This is a genomic window from Sphingomonas sp. PvP056 (genome assembly GCF_040549155.1).
Classification (GTDB): domain Bacteria; phylum Pseudomonadota; class Alphaproteobacteria; order Sphingomonadales; family Sphingomonadaceae; genus Sphingomonas.
This window is the reverse complement of sequence record NZ_JBEPST010000012.1, coordinates 22711-38638: the sequence shown is the minus strand read 5'-3', so window position 1 is coordinate 38638 and position 15928 is coordinate 22711. Positions and strand designations below refer to the sequence as shown.

13 protein-coding genes and 1 pseudogene are annotated in these 15928 nt (G+C 63.5%); 2 read left to right on the top strand and 12 right to left on the bottom strand.

From position 1 onward, the window contains the following. Positions 1–214: 214 nt before the first annotated feature. Positions 215–502: a DUF3297 family protein gene (locus ABIC17_RS20170; RefSeq protein WP_502958516.1), complete on the bottom strand. Its 288-nt coding sequence runs from the start codon at positions 500–502 to the stop codon at positions 215–217. An 87-nt stretch (positions 503–589) separates the two neighbouring features. Beyond that, positions 590–1015, bottom strand: coding sequence for a hypothetical protein (locus ABIC17_RS20165; RefSeq protein WP_354284945.1), 426 nt, complete (start codon positions 1013–1015; stop codon positions 590–592). A gap of 258 nt (positions 1016–1273) precedes the next feature. On the opposite strand from ABIC17_RS20165, the gene ABIC17_RS20160 reads away from it, so the two are divergent. Beyond that, positions 1274–1465 (top strand): hypothetical protein, encoded by a 192-nt coding sequence (locus ABIC17_RS20160; protein ID WP_354284944.1) that lies wholly within the window; start codon positions 1274–1276, stop codon positions 1463–1465. 58 nt (positions 1466–1523) lie between these two features. Here the strand turns inward: ABIC17_RS20160 and ABIC17_RS20155 are convergent, their stop codons facing one another. Beyond that, complete coding sequence (locus ABIC17_RS20155; RefSeq protein ID WP_354284942.1) at positions 1524–4364, bottom strand: TonB-dependent receptor domain-containing protein; 2841 nt, start codon at positions 4362–4364, stop codon at positions 1524–1526. Between the two features lie 276 nt (positions 4365–4640). On the opposite strand from ABIC17_RS20155, the gene ABIC17_RS20150 reads away from it, so the two are divergent. Beyond that, positions 4641–6437: a putative bifunctional diguanylate cyclase/phosphodiesterase gene (locus ABIC17_RS20150; RefSeq protein ID WP_354284940.1), complete on the top strand. Its 1797-nt coding sequence runs from the start codon at positions 4641–4643 to the stop codon at positions 6435–6437. A gap of 138 nt (positions 6438–6575) precedes the next feature. Here ABIC17_RS20150 and ABIC17_RS20145 read toward each other — a convergent pair whose 3' ends face one another. The 9 genes and pseudogenes from ABIC17_RS20145 to ABIC17_RS20105 form a co-directional block, all read right to left on the bottom strand. Then, positions 6576–7640 (bottom strand): hypothetical protein, encoded by a 1065-nt coding sequence (locus tag ABIC17_RS20145; RefSeq protein WP_354284938.1) that lies wholly within the window; start codon positions 7638–7640, stop codon positions 6576–6578. A gap of 111 nt (positions 7641–7751) precedes the next feature. Further along, entirely contained in the window at positions 7752–8306 is a 555-nt protein-coding gene (locus ABIC17_RS20140; RefSeq protein WP_354284936.1) for a hypothetical protein, read from the bottom strand. Between the two features lie 14 nt (positions 8307–8320). Next, the gene (locus tag ABIC17_RS20135) at positions 8321–9322 is read right to left on the bottom strand and encodes a hypothetical protein (RefSeq protein ID WP_354284934.1); all 1002 of its coding nucleotides are present in this window, start codon (positions 9320–9322) and stop codon (positions 8321–8323) included. A gap of 211 nt (positions 9323–9533) precedes the next feature. Continuing rightward, positions 9534–9722, bottom strand: a pseudogene (locus ABIC17_RS20130) (translational GTPase TypA); the annotation flags it as partial. A gap of 10 nt (positions 9723–9732) precedes the next feature. Then, a complete protein-coding gene (locus tag ABIC17_RS20125) occupies positions 9733–10119 on the bottom strand; it encodes a type II toxin-antitoxin system VapC family toxin (protein ID WP_354284933.1) in 387 nt (128 codons plus the stop codon). After that, the gene (locus tag ABIC17_RS20120; protein ID WP_354284931.1) at positions 10116–10376 is read right to left on the bottom strand and encodes a type II toxin-antitoxin system Phd/YefM family antitoxin; all 261 of its coding nucleotides are present in this window, start codon (positions 10374–10376) and stop codon (positions 10116–10118) included. The genes ABIC17_RS20125 and ABIC17_RS20120 overlap by 4 nt, the downstream gene beginning before the upstream one ends. 158 nt (positions 10377–10534) lie before the next feature. Further along, positions 10535–12379: a translational GTPase TypA gene (typA, locus tag ABIC17_RS20115; protein WP_354284929.1), complete on the bottom strand. Its 1845-nt coding sequence runs from the start codon at positions 12377–12379 to the stop codon at positions 10535–10537. A gap of 145 nt (positions 12380–12524) precedes the next feature. Further along, on the bottom strand, positions 12525–13229 hold the full coding sequence (locus tag ABIC17_RS20110) for a 2OG-Fe(II) oxygenase (RefSeq protein ID WP_354284927.1): 705 nt from the start codon (positions 13227–13229) through the stop codon (positions 12525–12527). Positions 13230–13468: 239 nt separating this feature from the next. Then, a complete protein-coding gene (locus ABIC17_RS20105) occupies positions 13469–15856 on the bottom strand; it encodes a TonB-dependent receptor (protein ID WP_354284925.1) in 2388 nt (795 codons plus the stop codon). Between the last annotated feature and the right edge of the window lie 72 nt (positions 15857–15928).

Below are 15928 nucleotides of genomic sequence, written 5' to 3'. Positions count from 1 at the left end.
CCGCCCCCCGCGGGGGGGGGTTGTTTTGGGGGGGGGGGGCGCCCCCCTCTTTATCTTTTTTCCCCCCCCCACCCCACCCCCCCCCCCCCCCCCCCCCCCCCCCCGGGGGGGGGGGGGGGGGGGGGGGCCCCCCAGTCCAGATTACAAACGTTGGTTTTGCTGAACTGCCCCACCCCAACCCCTCCCCTGAAGGGGAGGGGCTAACGAAGAAGACTCAGCCCTCTGCGGTATCGCCGCCGTCACCCGGCCGCTCAAACCACGCCTCGACCTCGCCCGAAAGCTTGAGCGTCAACGGCTGCCCGTGACGGTCGACCTTCTTGCCCAGTGCAACGCGGATCCACCCCTCGGAGCGGCAATATTCCTCGACGTCGGTGCGCTCGGCACCCTTGAAGCGGATGCCGATCCCGCGGGCCAGCTTGTCCTCGTCGAAGAACGGGCTGCGCGGGTTGGAGGAGAGGCGGTCGGGGGGGAGATCGGTGTCGGTCATGATGCTCGCGCTCATGACGCAAAACGCAACAATAGGCCAGACACGAAAACGGCGCGGACCGAGGTCCGCGCCGCCGTGTTGCCGGTCAGGCGTCCGTCACGATCAATCGCAGACGCGGACCCGGACATAATCGTCGTAATAGCGGTCATAACGCCGCTCGATCCAGCACCGGCCCCAGTCGCGCTGCGACCGATAGGCGTAATAGCCGTCGTTGGGGTAATAGCCGTGGCTACGGTAATAGCCGTCATCGTAATAGGGCTGATAGCCGCGCTGACGATAATAGTCGTCGCGGTACCGGTCGTTGCGGTTGGACGTCAGCGCCGCGCCGAGTGCGAGGCCGGCAATCCCGGCCACGACCGCGGTGCCCGCGCCATTGTTATAGCCACGATAGCCACCGCGATACCCGCCGCCATATCCGCCGTGCCAGCCACCGCCACGCCAACGCTGCGCATCCGCCGGGGCCGATACCGTCAGCGCAGTTGCTGCCAACGCGAGGCCGAGACCGGCTTTCTTCATCAAGCTGTTCATGTCCAATCTCCTCAATCCTGCAGGCCCTGTTGTTCGTCGAACGCATGGAGGGCTAGCGTGTTGCAGGATATGCGCTTGCCCGTCTGAACTGGCCCGGAATATGCCGTTTAGCGCGCATTCAGTTTGGACCCTGGCCAAAGGCGATACCTTTCACCCTTTCATGCTCCCACGCGGGCGGGAGCGCAGGAGTCGAACCAGCGGAGCCTCTGGGCGACCCCCGGCGTTTCCGATACAGTCGTGCGCGAAACGGAGTCCCGGATGTTCGTCGATTTCCAGAATGGCTGGCCGCCACCCGAGCCGTGGGAGCCAAAGCCCAAGCCCCCGCGCATGACCAAACGCGCCGAAACGCTCACCACCTGGATCATCGGCTTCAATCTCGCGATGCTGGTGATCGGCCCGCTTGCCGGCGTGACATTATTCGATGCGCTGCGCGTGCTTTGGGGCAAATGAACCACCGATCACCCCGGGGCCTACCCCGGGGTGTCAGTGAAGCTTCGGACTTTACCCCTCAGAACCCGAACGACAGCCGTGCATAGCCGAACTGCCCCGGCAGATCATACGTCGTCGGGTCGAAGTTCGCGCTCTGGCAGGTGAAGCACTGCGGCGGTGCCTTGTTGAAGACGTTGTTGACCCCGACCGTCAGGCGCCAGCGATTGTCCATCAACGCCGGCGACACGTAGACCTGCACGTCGCCGTAGAAGGTCGCACCCATCGTGTGGATGCCGTCACGCTCGTCGACCTTGCTGATGTAGCGTCCGGTGAACGACGCGCCATAGCCCAGCGTCGACCAGTCGAGCGTCGCGTTGAACTTGAAGCGCGGGTAGGCCTGATCCGGGCTGCCGCGCTCGGTTCCGGCATATTCCTGGACCGGTGCGGCAAGATCGGCGGGCGGCAGGATGTTGTACTTGAGCAGATAGGCAGCGTTGACGGTCAGGCCGACGGTCCCGCCCTGTACGTCCTTCGATCGGAACAGGAACGTCCCGTCGAGCCCTTCGGTCTCGATCCCGTTGAGGTTGAGCAACCGTCCGTTGATCCCCCCGACCTGGCCCGAAGGCGTCCGGCGAACCGCGGCGCAGCTGACCGGATCGGCGTTGAACGCGCAGCGCGTCAGCGTCAGCGTCGCCGGCACTGAATCGATCGCGTTCTTCAGGTCGATCTTGTAGTAATTGACCTCGAGGCTGAGCGCGCGCGCGAACCCGCGTGCCCAGGACGGGCTGTAGACCCCGCCCGCGGTCCAGGTCTTGGAGGTTTCGGGGCGCAACGCGGTGTTGCCTTGCGAGAACACGCCAAGCTGCCCGCCGGTCGGTTCGGCATAGCTGCCGTTCGCAGGAACGCCGTTGGCGATGCAGTTCGCGCGGACGGTCGGGTTGGTCTGGAACGATCCCCCCGCCGCGCTGGTGCACGGATCGTCGATCGTCGCATCGAAGCGCGAGGGACCTGCATAGAGTTCCCCGATGCTCGGCGCGCGCAGGCTTTCCGCGAACCCGCCGCGCAGCAGCACGTCGGCAACCGGCTTCCACAGCCCCGAGGCAGTGAACGTCGTGTTGCTCCCGAACGACGAATAGTTCGAATGCCGGACCGCGCCGTCGACTTCGAGGCGGTCGAAGAACGGCACGTCCTTCAGGATCGGCACGCGCAACTCGCCGTAGATTTCATCGACGTTGAACCCGCCCGCAGCCGGGCTGGTCGGGACGTCCGCACCAAGCCCCGCGACGATGATCGGGTCGGGATCGTAGCTCGCATATTGGTCGCGATGTTCGTAGCCGAACGCCACGCCGACCGCACCCGCGGGCAGATCGAACAGTTCACCCGAAACGTTGGCGGTGAAGTCCCACAATTGCTGCAGGCTCTTGTCGCGCTGATCGAACGTCACGTAGCGCAGCATTTCCGGGGTCACCGACCCCGCCCCGCCGATCGTCGCACCGCCGAAGATGTTGAACGGCACGCACGCCCCCGTGCAATTGGCGACCGGCCCGAGGGCGCGCGCCAGGTTCGCCGCATTGACGTTGCCGGTGAACAATTGATGCGCGTCGTTGAGGCCATAGACGCCGTTGACGTCCCAATACCATTTGTGATCGCCGACATGGAACGACCCGTCGAACCCGGCAGTCGCCGAGAAGGTATCGACATCCTGCGTGAACACGCGCTGCCCGCCTTCGACGAAGCGGCGGCGGATCGTCGAGTAATTGGCGGGCGTCCCGTCGGCCCCCGACGACAGCGTCACGCCGAACGGATTGTACGGGTTGGTCGCATCGATCGAGATCGTGTCGAGCAGATTGCCGTTGCCCGCATCCGGCCCGACGAACAGCGGCAGGAACGCCGCCTGTGTCTGCGAGTGACGATGCGTGTAGATCAGCTTGGTGCGGAAATTGACGTTGTCCGACAGCGCCTGCTTGAAATTGAGGAACGCGCCATAGCGTTCGGACGGCGTCAGCAGATAATTGAACGGTGCGAAGTTCCAGCTGTCGGTCGCGGAGGAATAGTTCTTGAAATCAGTCGGGAACACGCTGTTGCGACCGATGACGGGCGCGCGGAGCGTATAGCTGCCGCCCAGCACGTCATAGCGTCCGCTCGGCGTTGCGCTCGAGCAGCCCCCTGCGGCGCAGCTCGTGCCCCCCGGCGTCGGCCATTGCGAGATCGCACGGTCCGCCGTGCTCACGCCGCCCTGCCGCGTGTAATTGCCGCCGAACACCACCGACGTGCCGCTGGCCTTGTTCTGGATGCCGTAGCTCGCCTCGTAATTCTGCGTGTGACCGTCGCCCTGGCGGTAGGTGCCATATTGCGCGGAGGCCTTGAGCCCGACCTGCGATTGCTTGGTGATGATGTTGACGACGCCGGCGACCGCGTCCGACCCGTAGAGCGGGGATGCGCCCGACTGGAGCACTTCGATCCGCTCGATCATGTTGGTCGGCAGCGTGTTGAGATCGACCGATGCGGGTATCCCACCCGCTGCCGATCCGTTGACGAAGCGCAAGCCGTCAACCAGCACCAGCGTGCGCTTGGCGGCGAGATAGCGCAGGTCGATTTCCGCCGACCCCGAACTGACGCCCGTACCGTCGGGCGGCCCGCCGACGTTACCCGCATTGTTGACCTTGGTGTTGAGACCGCCCGCAGCGCTCGGCAGCCGCTGGAGCACGTCGGCGACCGAGGTCAGCCCGGTCCGCGCGATCGAGGTCTGGTCGACCGTGACGACCGGCTTGTCGGAATCGAGCGGGCTGCGGCGGATGCGCGATCCGGTCACGACGATGTCGACATCGCCCGATGCGGACTCCTCCGGCGTGGCGACCTGCGCCTCCACCGGTACCGCTGCCAATAGCGCAACGAGCACCGAAGCACTCGTTCCCCACATCCTGTTCAATCCGGTTTTGCGCACGATGATTGTTTCCCCCTTTGATGCGTCCGAGACATCATTCCCTCGTCTCGTATACGATTTTGCAACTATGTTTCGTAACGTGACAAGCGGAGATCGCATTGCGCTGCAACATTTCCGAAACACCTGTGCCCAAAAGGATACAGTCGACGGATAATCCAATCATCCAAAAGGATGGTGCCGAATCGGAAGTTATGTTAACTTACGTCACTTATGAGAATCTTAGGGGGAGGACTGAGCGAACGGAGTGTTTCGATGCGTATCCATGACGAAGTCGCTCGGCTCGATGCCCTGCGAGCGCTGAACCTGCTAGACACGCCGATCAGCGAGAGCTTCGACCGCATCACGCGGATGGCGGCGCAGATCTTCGGACTGCCGATCGCAGCGATCTCGCTCACCGATACCGATCGCCAATGGTTCAAGTCGCGCGTCGGCGTCGATCACCAGTCGATCCCGCGCGCCGGCGCCCCTTGCGCGGCGGTCGCCGAAACCGCCAGCGCGGTCGTCATCTCCGATCTGGTCGCCGACCCCGAGTATATCGACACCCCGCTCTTCCATCAGGGCATCCGCTTCTACGCCGGCGCACCGCTGGTGACGAGCGACGGATATGGCCTCGGCGCGCTCTGCGTGCTCGGCACCGAGCCGCGCGACACGACCCCCGAGGAAGTCGCCGCGCTCACTGATCTCGCGGCGATGGTGATGGCGCAGATCGAGCTGCAACATGCGTTCGGCCGGATCGACCCGATCAGCAACCTCCCCAACCGCACGCAATTCCTCGAGGATCTCGACGATCTCGCGCGCGAACATCCGGGCGAGCTGCGCTTTGCGGTGCTGGTCGATATCGCGCGGTCCGAACAGGTGGGGAGCCTGATCCGCGTGATGGGCACCACCTCGTTCGACGAATTCATCCGCTCGGCCGGGCAGACGATCACCGATTTCATCGGGCCGGACCGTCAGGCCTATCACGTCGGCGAAACCCAGTTCGCATTGCTGTCGGACGCGGGCTATTCGCTCGACAGCTACAAGACGACGCTCGCCGCCGGGATGCGCGCGACGACGCGCGGGTCGACGCTGCGCTACGTGACGACGCCGATCGCGGGGGTGGTGCCGTTCCGCCTCGGCCAGATGCGGTCGCGCGACGTGCTGCGGGCAGCGCATAGCGCGGCGCAGGATGCACGCGGCAGCGACGGTGCGATCGGCATCTATTCCGCCGCGATGGATCGCCCGCACCTGCGCAATTTCGACCTGCTGCGCGCCTTTGGCGAGGCGCTCGAACAGCCCGGGCAGCTTCGCCTCGCCTATCAGCCGCGGATCGATCTCGTCACGGGCCGGTGCGTCGCGGCCGAGGCACTGTTGCGCTGGGAGCATCCCGAGCTCGGCAGCGTGTCCCCCGGCGAATTCATGCCGGTGATCGAAAACACCCCGCTCGCGCGCGACACCACCGCTTTGGTGTTCGATACCGCGCTCGCGCAGATCCGCGAATGGCACCTGTCCGGGCTGCGCATTCCGATCGCGATCAACATCTCAGCGGCGAACCTCGAGGAGGAGGATTTCGCGATTAACCTCGAGCTGGCGCTGCTCAAGCATCACGTCCCTGCGCAGATGGTCGAGCTCGAACTCACCGAAAGCGCGGTGATGGAGGACAGCGGGCGGGCGATCGACCGGCTGGAGGCGATCCGCGCGCTCGGTGTCCGCATCGCGATCGACGATTTCGGGACCGGCCACAGCAGCCTGTCCTACCTCCAGCGGCTTCCCGTGCAGATCGTCAAGATCGACCAGTCGTTCATCCGCGGCATGGCGGCCGGTGACGAGCGCGACCGCATCCTGGTGCGCACGATGATCACGCTGGCGCATCAGCTTGGGCTACGCGTGGTCGCCGAAGGGGTCGAGAGCGCCGCGGTCGACGCAGCCCTCGTCGCGCTCGGCTGCGAGGAAGCGCAGGGCTTCTTCTACGCGCGCCCGCTGGACGCGTCGGCCTTTGCGGGCTGGTACGACCGGTTCAACACCGGCCACCCGACGATCGCACCGGCGGCCCCGCGCGCGGTCGCCTGACCGCCAACGGCTGCCCCGGGCACCGCCCCTGGCCGCTGATTCCCGGCCCCGTCCGGCGCGATCGTCGTCGCGAACCCTGACACGGCGCCGGCTCGCCGACCTCGCGCGGACCGAACGCGGCAGGATCGGACAGGCGACTCACCCGGCCGAGTCTTCCGGCGGCACCGCCCCCGGCAGTTCGGGCAGCTCCACCCCCGCACAGGACCACGGCAGTTCGTGCAGGAAACGCGGGTCCATCCCCACGTCCGATCCCAGTTCGTCCTCGTAACAGCGCGCATCGCCGAACGCGTCCGCGGGATTGTCCGCATGGCTCGGCTCGAACTGCCCCCAATGCTGCTCATCGCGCCACCCGACCTTGACCAGCCCCGGCCGTCCGTCGTCGAGCGCCTGCGCGATCGCATCGTCCCCGCCGGCCTTGAGCCGCGCATCGCCCTCGCGCCGCCGCGCCGCACAGGCCTCGACCGCTTCCGCGATCGCCGCGGTGGCAGTCGCGTCGAGCGTCACCCCGCCGAAGTCGCGGAGCGCCGCCGCCAGCGCATCCTGCCGCTCGGCGCGCTCGGTCGCGCCGGGGTCGTGCGGATCGCCTGCATCGCTCTCCACCGCCGTTACGACGTGTCCGCGCTGATCCTGTCCCCGTCCACTCCGCGCGCGCCCGCGCGTTACCGTCCGCACCGTGGCGGAGGCCTGCGCGACGGCACCAGCCCCTTCCGCAGCCCCTTCCCCGGCGCGCGCGCCTGCCCCCACGCCCGCCCCCGCCATCGCGGCGGCGCTGTAATACGCGATGGTGGTGCGCCGCCCCTCGGCGTCATGGCCATAATGGCGCAGGCAGAACATCAGCAGCGCGTCATTGGTCTTGCGGCGATAGCCCATCAGCCGCCCGCCGACGAACACCGGCACCTGATACCCCTCGATCGCGCGTTCGAACGCAATGTCCTTCAGCCGCTGCAACCCGAAATCCAGAGCAGCATCCCACGCCCGCCGGAATTCTTCCGCGCCGGGCGCGCGGCGCAGCGTGTAGCAATTGGCCTGTGCCATGTTGACCATCGCGGCGGCGCGGCTGACGCAACCGGTATCGGCAAGCGCCTCGATGAACGCCTTCTGCCGCTCGGGCGTCCAGCCATCATGCCGGTATTTGCGCGGCACGGGCGCGAAATCGGGAAGATCCGGCCGATCGCTGCGCGCGACGGGGGTGCGGTTCTGCATGGCGCTGCCTCCTGTTGGGGTGGTGGCGTGCAGGGGTGGCAGGATTGGGGTGTGTAGGACAGGGGTTTGTGCTGGGTTTGTTTAGTACAGATCTTCTTATTTAAGAAAATTTTAGTTGGATTCTCTCGTCAAGTCTTCAAACTTCACCGTCTTGCCAAATTCAGGGTGGGTTGGGAACGTCGTCCGAGTTGACGCAGCAGTGGGAGCTTTCTCAAGCGTCTTCCTCCGCGCTTCCTCAGTAGCAATTTTATGCCTCACATCTAGCGAGCGTCTAAGTATGGCAGGTATCATCCCGATTCGCATAATAGTAAGCATCGATGCACCGATAATCAGAGACTGCCCTATTCGAGGCAGTATCTCCGTTGTTAGATAAGGTACGTAGGTCAGGATCATTGGTGGTGTTGTTGCCAGACTAACAAGTCCAGCAACGACTATTCCTACACAGCCAAAAAGGAAAAACAGCGCATCCATTGCCGCCTGCAACTCTCGTCGCAGATCGTCGACCGCTTTCACAGATCGTCCGCTTGAGGTCATACTGTTTACAAGTAACGAGATTGTCGGGAGGATACTCGCTGAAACCAGACCCAAAAATGTTACCAGCATGCGACCGCTATCGCCTGACAATGTGCCCGGCGTAAGCAGCGCACCCGCAACGAAGGCAGCCACTGAGGCAACAGTATCTATCCGTCGAAGTTGCAATCGATCTTTCCTGCTGCCGACCACTCGCGCAACGCGTTCACAATCTGTTCCATAGCATCAGCCGGGTCCAAAAGCGAGCCGTGAGTGTTTACGGCCCGTTGGGTCGAGAGCTTTACGATGCCGCCTTTTTCGCTTCCCTGTCCTTTAAGGCCCAAGTCGGCCGGATCTATATTTCGTAGAGCCTCGTTGATCGTGGCCCTCGAAATCGGCTTTTTCCGACTACGCTGTTTAATCAAGACACGGAAAAAGCCCTCGATCCATCCATCATCGGGGACTTCGGCCCGAAGGCTATCGATCGCGGCAGCGTCCCACCCAAGGGTTGCCAGGACATCGAAGACAGTCGCCCCTTCTTCTCGTGCTCGCGCAACTTCATTTTCTACGATTTGCGCGGCTCGCTGAGCGCCACCAGGACGTGTACCGTCCGCCCCCGCATTTGGAACCGCCGCGACGGTGATCTCACTAGACTCACTCAACTCCTTGCCGTCGCCCGCGGTGAATTTTCCGTTGAGAATGATTGCCTGGCCAGCTTCAAACTCACCCGACTTCTGCAACAGTGCCGTCAGATATCGCTCGAGAGTACGCCCACGCACCTGCTGACCTTCAATTAGACCAACATGATTTCCGGCCACCGCAAAATACAGCGTACCCTTTAATACCCGTGCCATATCGCCGATATTGAGGTTTTGAAGTACGAACTCCGCCGTGTCTTCCTCCAGCGATTGCATGACTGCTTGAACGTCAGACCCCTCTTGCAGATGGATTAATTGTCCAGTGAACACTGGGCCATCCCAACTAGCCGGGTCCGATAGTTTATTTAGGATTACGAAACTCTGGTCCTGATCAATATCTATGACGCGCAATTTCGCATTGCGGTCCCATTGCCGCCGACGAAGTACGTCGACGACTACGCTTTGGAGGTTGATGCCGTCAAACAGGCCTTCTGTTTTAAGCTGCCGATATTGGATCGTAGAAATCTTAGACACGCATCCTCCTGCTTTTGCACGAGAAGGCCACACTAAATGACTTGAGTCGAGTGAAGATCGTCGAAAAAGTCGTCGACGGCATCTTGAACAAATACGGCAGACTGAAAGTAGCAACCGTGTAGCTGCGCTACAACCACTCATAAGATGAACGAAAAAGGGCCGAGCGCTTTCACACCCGGCCTTCCTCCTAGCCCCAAAAGAACCGCGACCTCTAGCTGCTCTGCTTCGCCCGCGAAGCGCGCTTGCACTCGTTGGCATCGACGAAGCGCTTGCGCAGCCGGATCGACTTGGGCGTCACTTCGACCATTTCGTCATCGTCGATGTAGGCGATCGCCTGCTCCAGCATCTCGTGCTTCGGCGGGGTCAGGTGGATCTGTCTGCCCTCGCCGCCGCTTGGGCGGCATCACGGCTCACCACAACCGCACCACCCCATAGCGATCAAATTTCGCCTCAGTCGACACCAGCGCCACGCGCTCCACCAAGGATTGCGCCATGAGGATCCGGTCAAAGGGGTCGCGGTGCGCCATGTCGAGCTTGCCCGCCGCAATCATGTGCTTCTGCGTGATCGGCAACCACTCGACGTTCAGCGGCAGGAGTTCGCCTTCGAAATCGGCAGCAAGCGCCGTCGCTTCGGGCAACTTCCCGAGCGTATGCTTCAAGCACACTTCATAAGCTGTTACCGGGCTGACCAGCAGTTTGTTCGCGGCATCCCCGATCAGGGCCGCTGCGCGCCGCGAAAGGCGGGGACTGTCGACAAGTGCCCACAGCAACGCGTGGGTATCGAGCAACAGCCTCAAAGCGGCTGGTCGATCCTCATACCAAGGCCGAGATACTCTTCGGGCAAAGGGGCAAGCGCCTCGTCCCCGACGTCGCCCATCCGCCCCTTCATCGCCCCAAGCAGCGGCTTTTTAGGCGGATAGAAGATAACCTCAGACCGCTGCAAGCGGACGACCGGTTTGGCATTACGTTGAATAACGACCTGCTTGCCCGCCAGCATCCGCTGAAGCAGGCGGGAGAGATGCGTCTTGGCATTGCGAATGCTGACGATCGGCATGTGTTCGGTTTACACGAAAAGGCCGCACCCGGCAACGCAAGCGCCGGACACGGCCCATCGTGTCGAAGCCACGCCGTCGGGCCTCGCTTCGGGCGAGGCCTACCGGGCGGGTCGCAGGGGGCGCGCCGCAGCTACGCTGCTGCGGCGCGCTACCCGCCTCAGCTCGTCAGCTTCGCTCGCGACGCGCGCTTGCGCTCGTTCGCATCCAGGAAGCGCTTGCGCAGACGGATCGACTTCGGCGTCACTTCGACCATCTCGTCGTCGTCGATGTATGCGATCGCCTGCTCCAGCGTCGCGCGCTTCGGCGGGGTCAGGCGGACCTGGTCGTCCTTGCCGCCGCTCGCGCGGAAGTTGGTCAGCGCCTTGGTCTTCATCGGGTTGACCTCGAGGTCATCCGGCTTGGCGTTCTCGCCGACGATCATGCCCTCGTACAGCGCCTCGCCGTGGCCGACGAACAGGATGCCGCGCTCTTCGAGCGGACCCAGTGCGTAGTTATTGGCTTCGCCCGAACCGTTCGAAATGAGCACGCCGTTCTTGCGGCCCTCGATGTTGCCCTTGAACGGGCCATAACGCTCGAACAGGCGGTTCATGATGCCGGTGCCGCGCGTATCCGACAGGAACTCGCCGTGATAGCCGATCATCCCGCGCGACGGGGCGGAGAAGGTGATGCGCGTCTTGCCGCCGGTCGAGGGCCGCATGTCGGTCATCTCGGCCTTGCGCAGGTTCATCTTCTCGACGACCGTGCCCGAATATTCCTCGTCGACGTCGATGATGACGGTCTCGTACGGCTCGGTCTTCTTGCCGTCCTCGTCCTCGTTGAACAGCACGCGCGGGCGGCTGATGCCGAGCTCGAAGCCCTCGCGGCGCATCGTCTCGATCAGCACGCCGAGCTGAAGCTCGCCGCGCCCGGCAACTTCGAAGCTGTCCTTGTCGGAAGCCTCGGTCACCTTGACCGCAACGTTGCTCTCGGCTTCGCGGAACAGACGCTCGCGGATCATGCGGCTGGTCACCTTGCTGCCTTCACGGCCCGCCATCGGCGAATCGTTGACCGCAAAGCGCATCGACAGCGTGGGCGGATCGATCGGCTGCGCGTGGAGCGGCTCGGTCACGCTGGTGTCGGCGATCGTGTCGGCAACCGTTGCCACCGAAAGACCGGCGAGGCTGATGATGTCGCCGGCCTTGGCTTCGTCGACCGGCACGCGGTCGAGCCCGCGGAACGACATGATCTTGGAGGCGCGGCCGGTCTCGATGATCTTCCCGTCGTTGTCGAGCGCGTGGATCGGCTGGTTGACCTTGACCACGCCCGAGTTGACGCGACCGGTCAAAATACGACCCAAAAAGGGGTCACGATCGAGCAAAGTGACTAGAAACGTGAACGGAACGCCTGCAACTTCGACCTTGGGCGGGGGCACATGCGCTACAATCGTCTCGAACATCGGGATCAGCGTGCCTTCGCGCGCGTCCATGTCGGTCGAGGCATAGCCGTTGCGGCCCGAGGCGTAGAGCACGGGGAAATCAAGCTGTTCGTCGTTCGCATCGAGGCTGACGAACAGGTCGAACACTTCGTCGAGCACTTCCTGGATGCGCGCGTCGTTACGATCGACCTTGTTGACGACGACGATCGGTTTCAGGCCGAGGGCCAATGCCTTGCCGGTGACGAACTTGGTCTGCGGCATCGCGCCTTCCGACGAATCGACCAGCAGGACGACGCCGTCGACCATGCTGAGGATGCGCTCGACTTCGCCGCCGAAATCGGCGTGGCCGGGCGTGTCGACGATGTTGATGCGGATGCTTTCGCTCTCACCGGGCGGAGTCCAGTCGACCGAGGTCGGCTTGGCGAGAATGGTGATGCCACGCTCTTTTTCCAAGTCATTGGAATCCATGGCTCTTTCTTCGATCCGCTGGTTGTCGCGGAAGGTGCCGGATTGGCGGAAGAGCTGGTCGACCAAGGTCGTTTTGCCATGATCGACGTGTGCGATGATGGCCACATTGCGGAGGCTCATGGGTGTCTCGTTGCTAAAATCGGGAAGAGGATCGCGTGCCCCTAGCGGAAAGCGTGCGTTGCAACAAGGGCGGGGTCGAAACGAACGCGGGCCGGGCGGCGCGTGCGCCCCCCGGCCCGATGCCCCTGTAAAGCGGGGTTGTGTTTCAGATCCGCTTGATCCGGCGGCGAACCACCGGCGGGACCCAGTCGTCGAGGAAATGCTTGCTCCGGATCCGCCAGTCGACCTGATCGGTCGATTGCGGGCGCACCTGGAACGCGGTGGTCCGCTTGGGGACGCGATCGAGCCCGCCTTCCACCGCCTTGTAATAATAGAGCGCCATCGACCGGCGCGACAGTTCCGGCGGGCACATCACCGGGTCCGGCTGGCCGTGGTAGCTGTCGAGCGTGGTCGTGAACACGACCGCACGCCCGAGCACCGGCAACACGCTGACCTCGCGCGTCTTCATGCTCTTGTCCCATAGTTCGAGATTGCCGCCGTAGCTCTCCTCCCAGTTTTCGTTGAGATAGATCAGCAGATTGAGCTGGCGCACGACATTGAGCCGGACATGCTGGTTGAAATCGGCGTGAACCCCCAGATGGCCGCCACGCTTGGTCTCGTGCAGCCCGCCGCCAACGAATGACGGATCGACGATGAGCCCGCTGATCCCGGTCATCTCCTCCAAAAAGCCAACAAACGCGTCGCTGTTGAACGCGCTGAACAGGCTGTGCGTAATCGGCCCACCCCATTCGCTCGGCGGATACTGGTACTTCAACCGCTCCTGCGAACGGTCGAAATACGTCTTGCCCTCCGATTTGGGGAACTCGGACAAGACCTTGCGCAACAGATCCGGGATCAGAAAGTCGTCCATGACGATACTTGGAAACGGGCTGGCCGATACATATTGGTCATGCAACGACTTCCCGACCGAACGGCACTTCTCTTCGTCGAAAAGTACCACATCCGATTCGATCGTAGGATCAAGTACCGCCATAAAACGCCCCCGTTTATTGTGGAGGAAGTTTACCCTATTCGAATGATGCCAGCAATATATCGTTATGGTACCGGGGCGCCTATTTGGGTGACCAAGCCAGGCACTGACCCCATTACTTAGAAACGCCCGCTGAGTTCCACCCCGTAGACTTGGGGTTCGCCACGAATGTAAGTCGGTATCCCGAACCCACCCCCGGTATTCCCCGCATCGATCAGATACTTGCGGTTGAGCAGATTCCGCGCGAACCCGCCGATCGCATATTTGCCGTTCTCCAGTTCGACGCCCGCGCGGATATTGGCCAGCGCATAGGCGCCCTGGCTGATCGCCGCGCTGTTGGGCAGCTCGAAGAACTGGCTGCTCTGATAGGTGACGGACGGCGTGGCGTAGAGCGTCATCGTCCGCACCGGCACGCGGATCGTCGCGCCGCCCGAGGCGGTATATTGCGGCTGCAACCGGAAGCGCGCGCCCGAATAGACGCCGTAGCTGGCGTTCTTGGCGATCTTGCCGTCGACATAGGCGAAGTTGCCGAACAGCTGGACGAAGCGGCCGAGCTTGAGGTTGCCCTCCGCCTCGACGCCCGGGCTGCGCGCCTTGCCCGCGCTTTGCGTGGTGGTGATGCCGTTGTTGGTCACCGATACCTGGAAGCCGTTATAGTCCTGATAGAAGGCACCGAGCGACCCGGTGAACGGGCCGATCTTGCCCTTGATCCCGCCCTCGTAATTCCACACGACTTCTTCGGGCACGATCTGCAGGCTGGGAACGACCTGCCCGCCCACGCTCGCCGCAGCGAGCTGAACGACCGGCGAGCGGCGGCCCTTGCTGACCGTCGCATAGAGGTTGATCGCATCGGTCACGCGGTACAGCAGATTGGCGCGCGGCAGGATCGCGGAGAAGCTTCGCACTGCATTGAAGATCACGCCGTTGGTGTTGGCGGTCCCGAGCAAGCTGCTGCGCACGCCCAGCCCGGCGAGGATCACCGAATTCGGCTGGACCGAGCTGTAGCCCGACTTGCGCTGCTCGATCAGCACGCGCGCACCGGCGGTGATCTCGAGCTTCGGGGTCGGGATCCACGTGCCGTCGGCGAACATCGAATAGGTCGTGTTGGTGCCGTAATTGGTGAAGACCGACTGATACGGGATCTGCGTCGCCGCCCCGCGCGTCAGCACCGCGGTCGCGCGCGCCGCCGTCACCGTGCCGTTGGACGCCACGCAGCCCGACACCCCGTTCGCCGCAAGCGCGGCGCGGACGCCGGCATAGGCCGACGACACCGAACAGCCGAGATACGTGCCTTCCTCGGTCGAGAAGGGAACACGTTGCAGATTGTTCTCGAACAGCGCGTTCCAGCCGAACGACGCGTGATAGGTGTCGCCGGTGAAGTTGAAGCGGCCTTCATGGCTCCACTGATCGCCGCGCGCTTCCTCGCCGAATTCGAGATACCAGGCGGGGCCGCCGTCGGCGTCGAACACTTCGTTGCTGTTGAACTTGCGATAGCCGTTGACGGTGGTGAAGCTGACGCCCGGCGACAACTCATAGGTCACGGTCAGATTGGCATCATAGACGTCGCGCTTGAGCCCGAGCTTGCGCGCTCCAAGCACCGTCTCGCTATAGGGCGAGCCCGACAGCTCGGCATAAGCATAGTCGCCGCCATTGCCGCCGGTGGGTGCCAGCGCGCGCGAACGGAAGGCGGTGCCGGGGTTGCGCTGGCCGTCATAGCTCAGCACCAGATTGGCGGTCAGCCGGTCGGTCGGTGCCCAGCGCAGCGACCCGCGGATGCCGCGCTGGTCCTGCCCGTTGAGATCGTCCTGATCGACCTTGCCCTGGTTCTGGTTGGCGACCTTGGGGTCACCCGCGATGTTGCGGACGAAGCCGTCGTGATGCTTGTACGCAAACGCCAGTCGCCCGGCGAGCGTATCGTTGCCAAGGTTGACGAAGCCCGACACCTGCCCGCGATTGTAATTGCCGTACGACCCGATCAGCTGGCCGGACGTTCCGGCGCGTGCCGGGGCGGAGATCATGTTGACCGCGCCGACCGCGGATGCCGTGCCGAACAGCGTCGCCTGCGGCCCCTTGACCACTTCGATCCGCTCCAGATCGTACAGATCCTGGTACGCGCCGCGCGTCCGCGAGATGTCCACGCCGTTATAGTAAAGCGAGACGCGCGCGCCCTGCTGCGACGATCCGCTGTCCGAGGTGATCCCGCGGATGACGAAGCCCGGATTGTTGGCGCTCTGTTCCTGGATCCGCAGCCCCGGAATGTAGAGCGCAACCTCGGCGAGCGAATTCACCCCTAGTTCCGCCATCCGCGCGCCGGTCACCGCGCTGACGGTCATCGGGACGTCTTGGATACGCTGCTCGCGCTTCTGCGCAGTGACGACGATGTCGCCGCCGCCGACCGCCTGAACGTCGGGATCGGCCGCAGGCGCGGCGAGAGCCTGGGCGAGCGCCGCCGACGAACAGCAACCGAGCAACGCCGCAGATGCCGCGAACGTGATGAACTTACGCATGATATTGATTCCTTTTATGCCGCGCTGCGGTATGCGGGAGGTGTTGCGATACGGAGACGAAGACGTTGCACT

Excerpts from the sequence above, each read along its gene's own strand:
- ABIC17_RS20145 (WP_354284938.1), bottom strand. The coding sequence starts at position 7,640 with ATGCAGAACCGCACCCCCGTCGCGCGCAGCGATCGGCCGGATCTTCCC.
- ABIC17_RS20155 (WP_354284942.1), bottom strand. The coding sequence starts at position 4,364 with ATGTGGGGAACGAGTGCTTCGGTGCTCGTTGCGCTATTGGCAGCGGTA.
- ABIC17_RS20105 (WP_354284925.1), bottom strand. The coding sequence starts at position 15,856 with ATGCGTAAGTTCATCACGTTCGCGGCATCTGCGGCGTTGCTCGGTTGC.
- ABIC17_RS20110 (WP_354284927.1), bottom strand. The coding sequence starts at position 13,229 with ATGGACGACTTTCTGATCCCGGATCTGTTGCGCAAGGTCTTGTCCGAG.
- ABIC17_RS20150 (WP_354284940.1), top strand. The coding sequence starts at position 4,641 with ATGCGTATCCATGACGAAGTCGCTCGGCTCGATGCCCTGCGAGCGCTG.
- ABIC17_RS20120 (WP_354284931.1), bottom strand. The coding sequence starts at position 10,376 with ATGCCGATCGTCAGCATTCGCAATGCCAAGACGCATCTCTCCCGCCTG.
- ABIC17_RS20170 (WP_502958516.1), bottom strand. The coding sequence starts at position 502 with ATGAGCGCGAGCATCATGACCGACACCGATCTCCCCCCCGACCGCCTC.
- ABIC17_RS20160 (WP_354284944.1), top strand. The coding sequence starts at position 1,274 with ATGTTCGTCGATTTCCAGAATGGCTGGCCGCCACCCGAGCCGTGGGAG.
- ABIC17_RS20165 (WP_354284945.1), bottom strand. The coding sequence starts at position 1,015 with ATGAACAGCTTGATGAAGAAAGCCGGTCTCGGCCTCGCGTTGGCAGCA.
- typA (WP_354284929.1), bottom strand. The coding sequence starts at position 12,379 with ATGAGCCTCCGCAATGTGGCCATCATCGCACACGTCGATCATGGCAAA.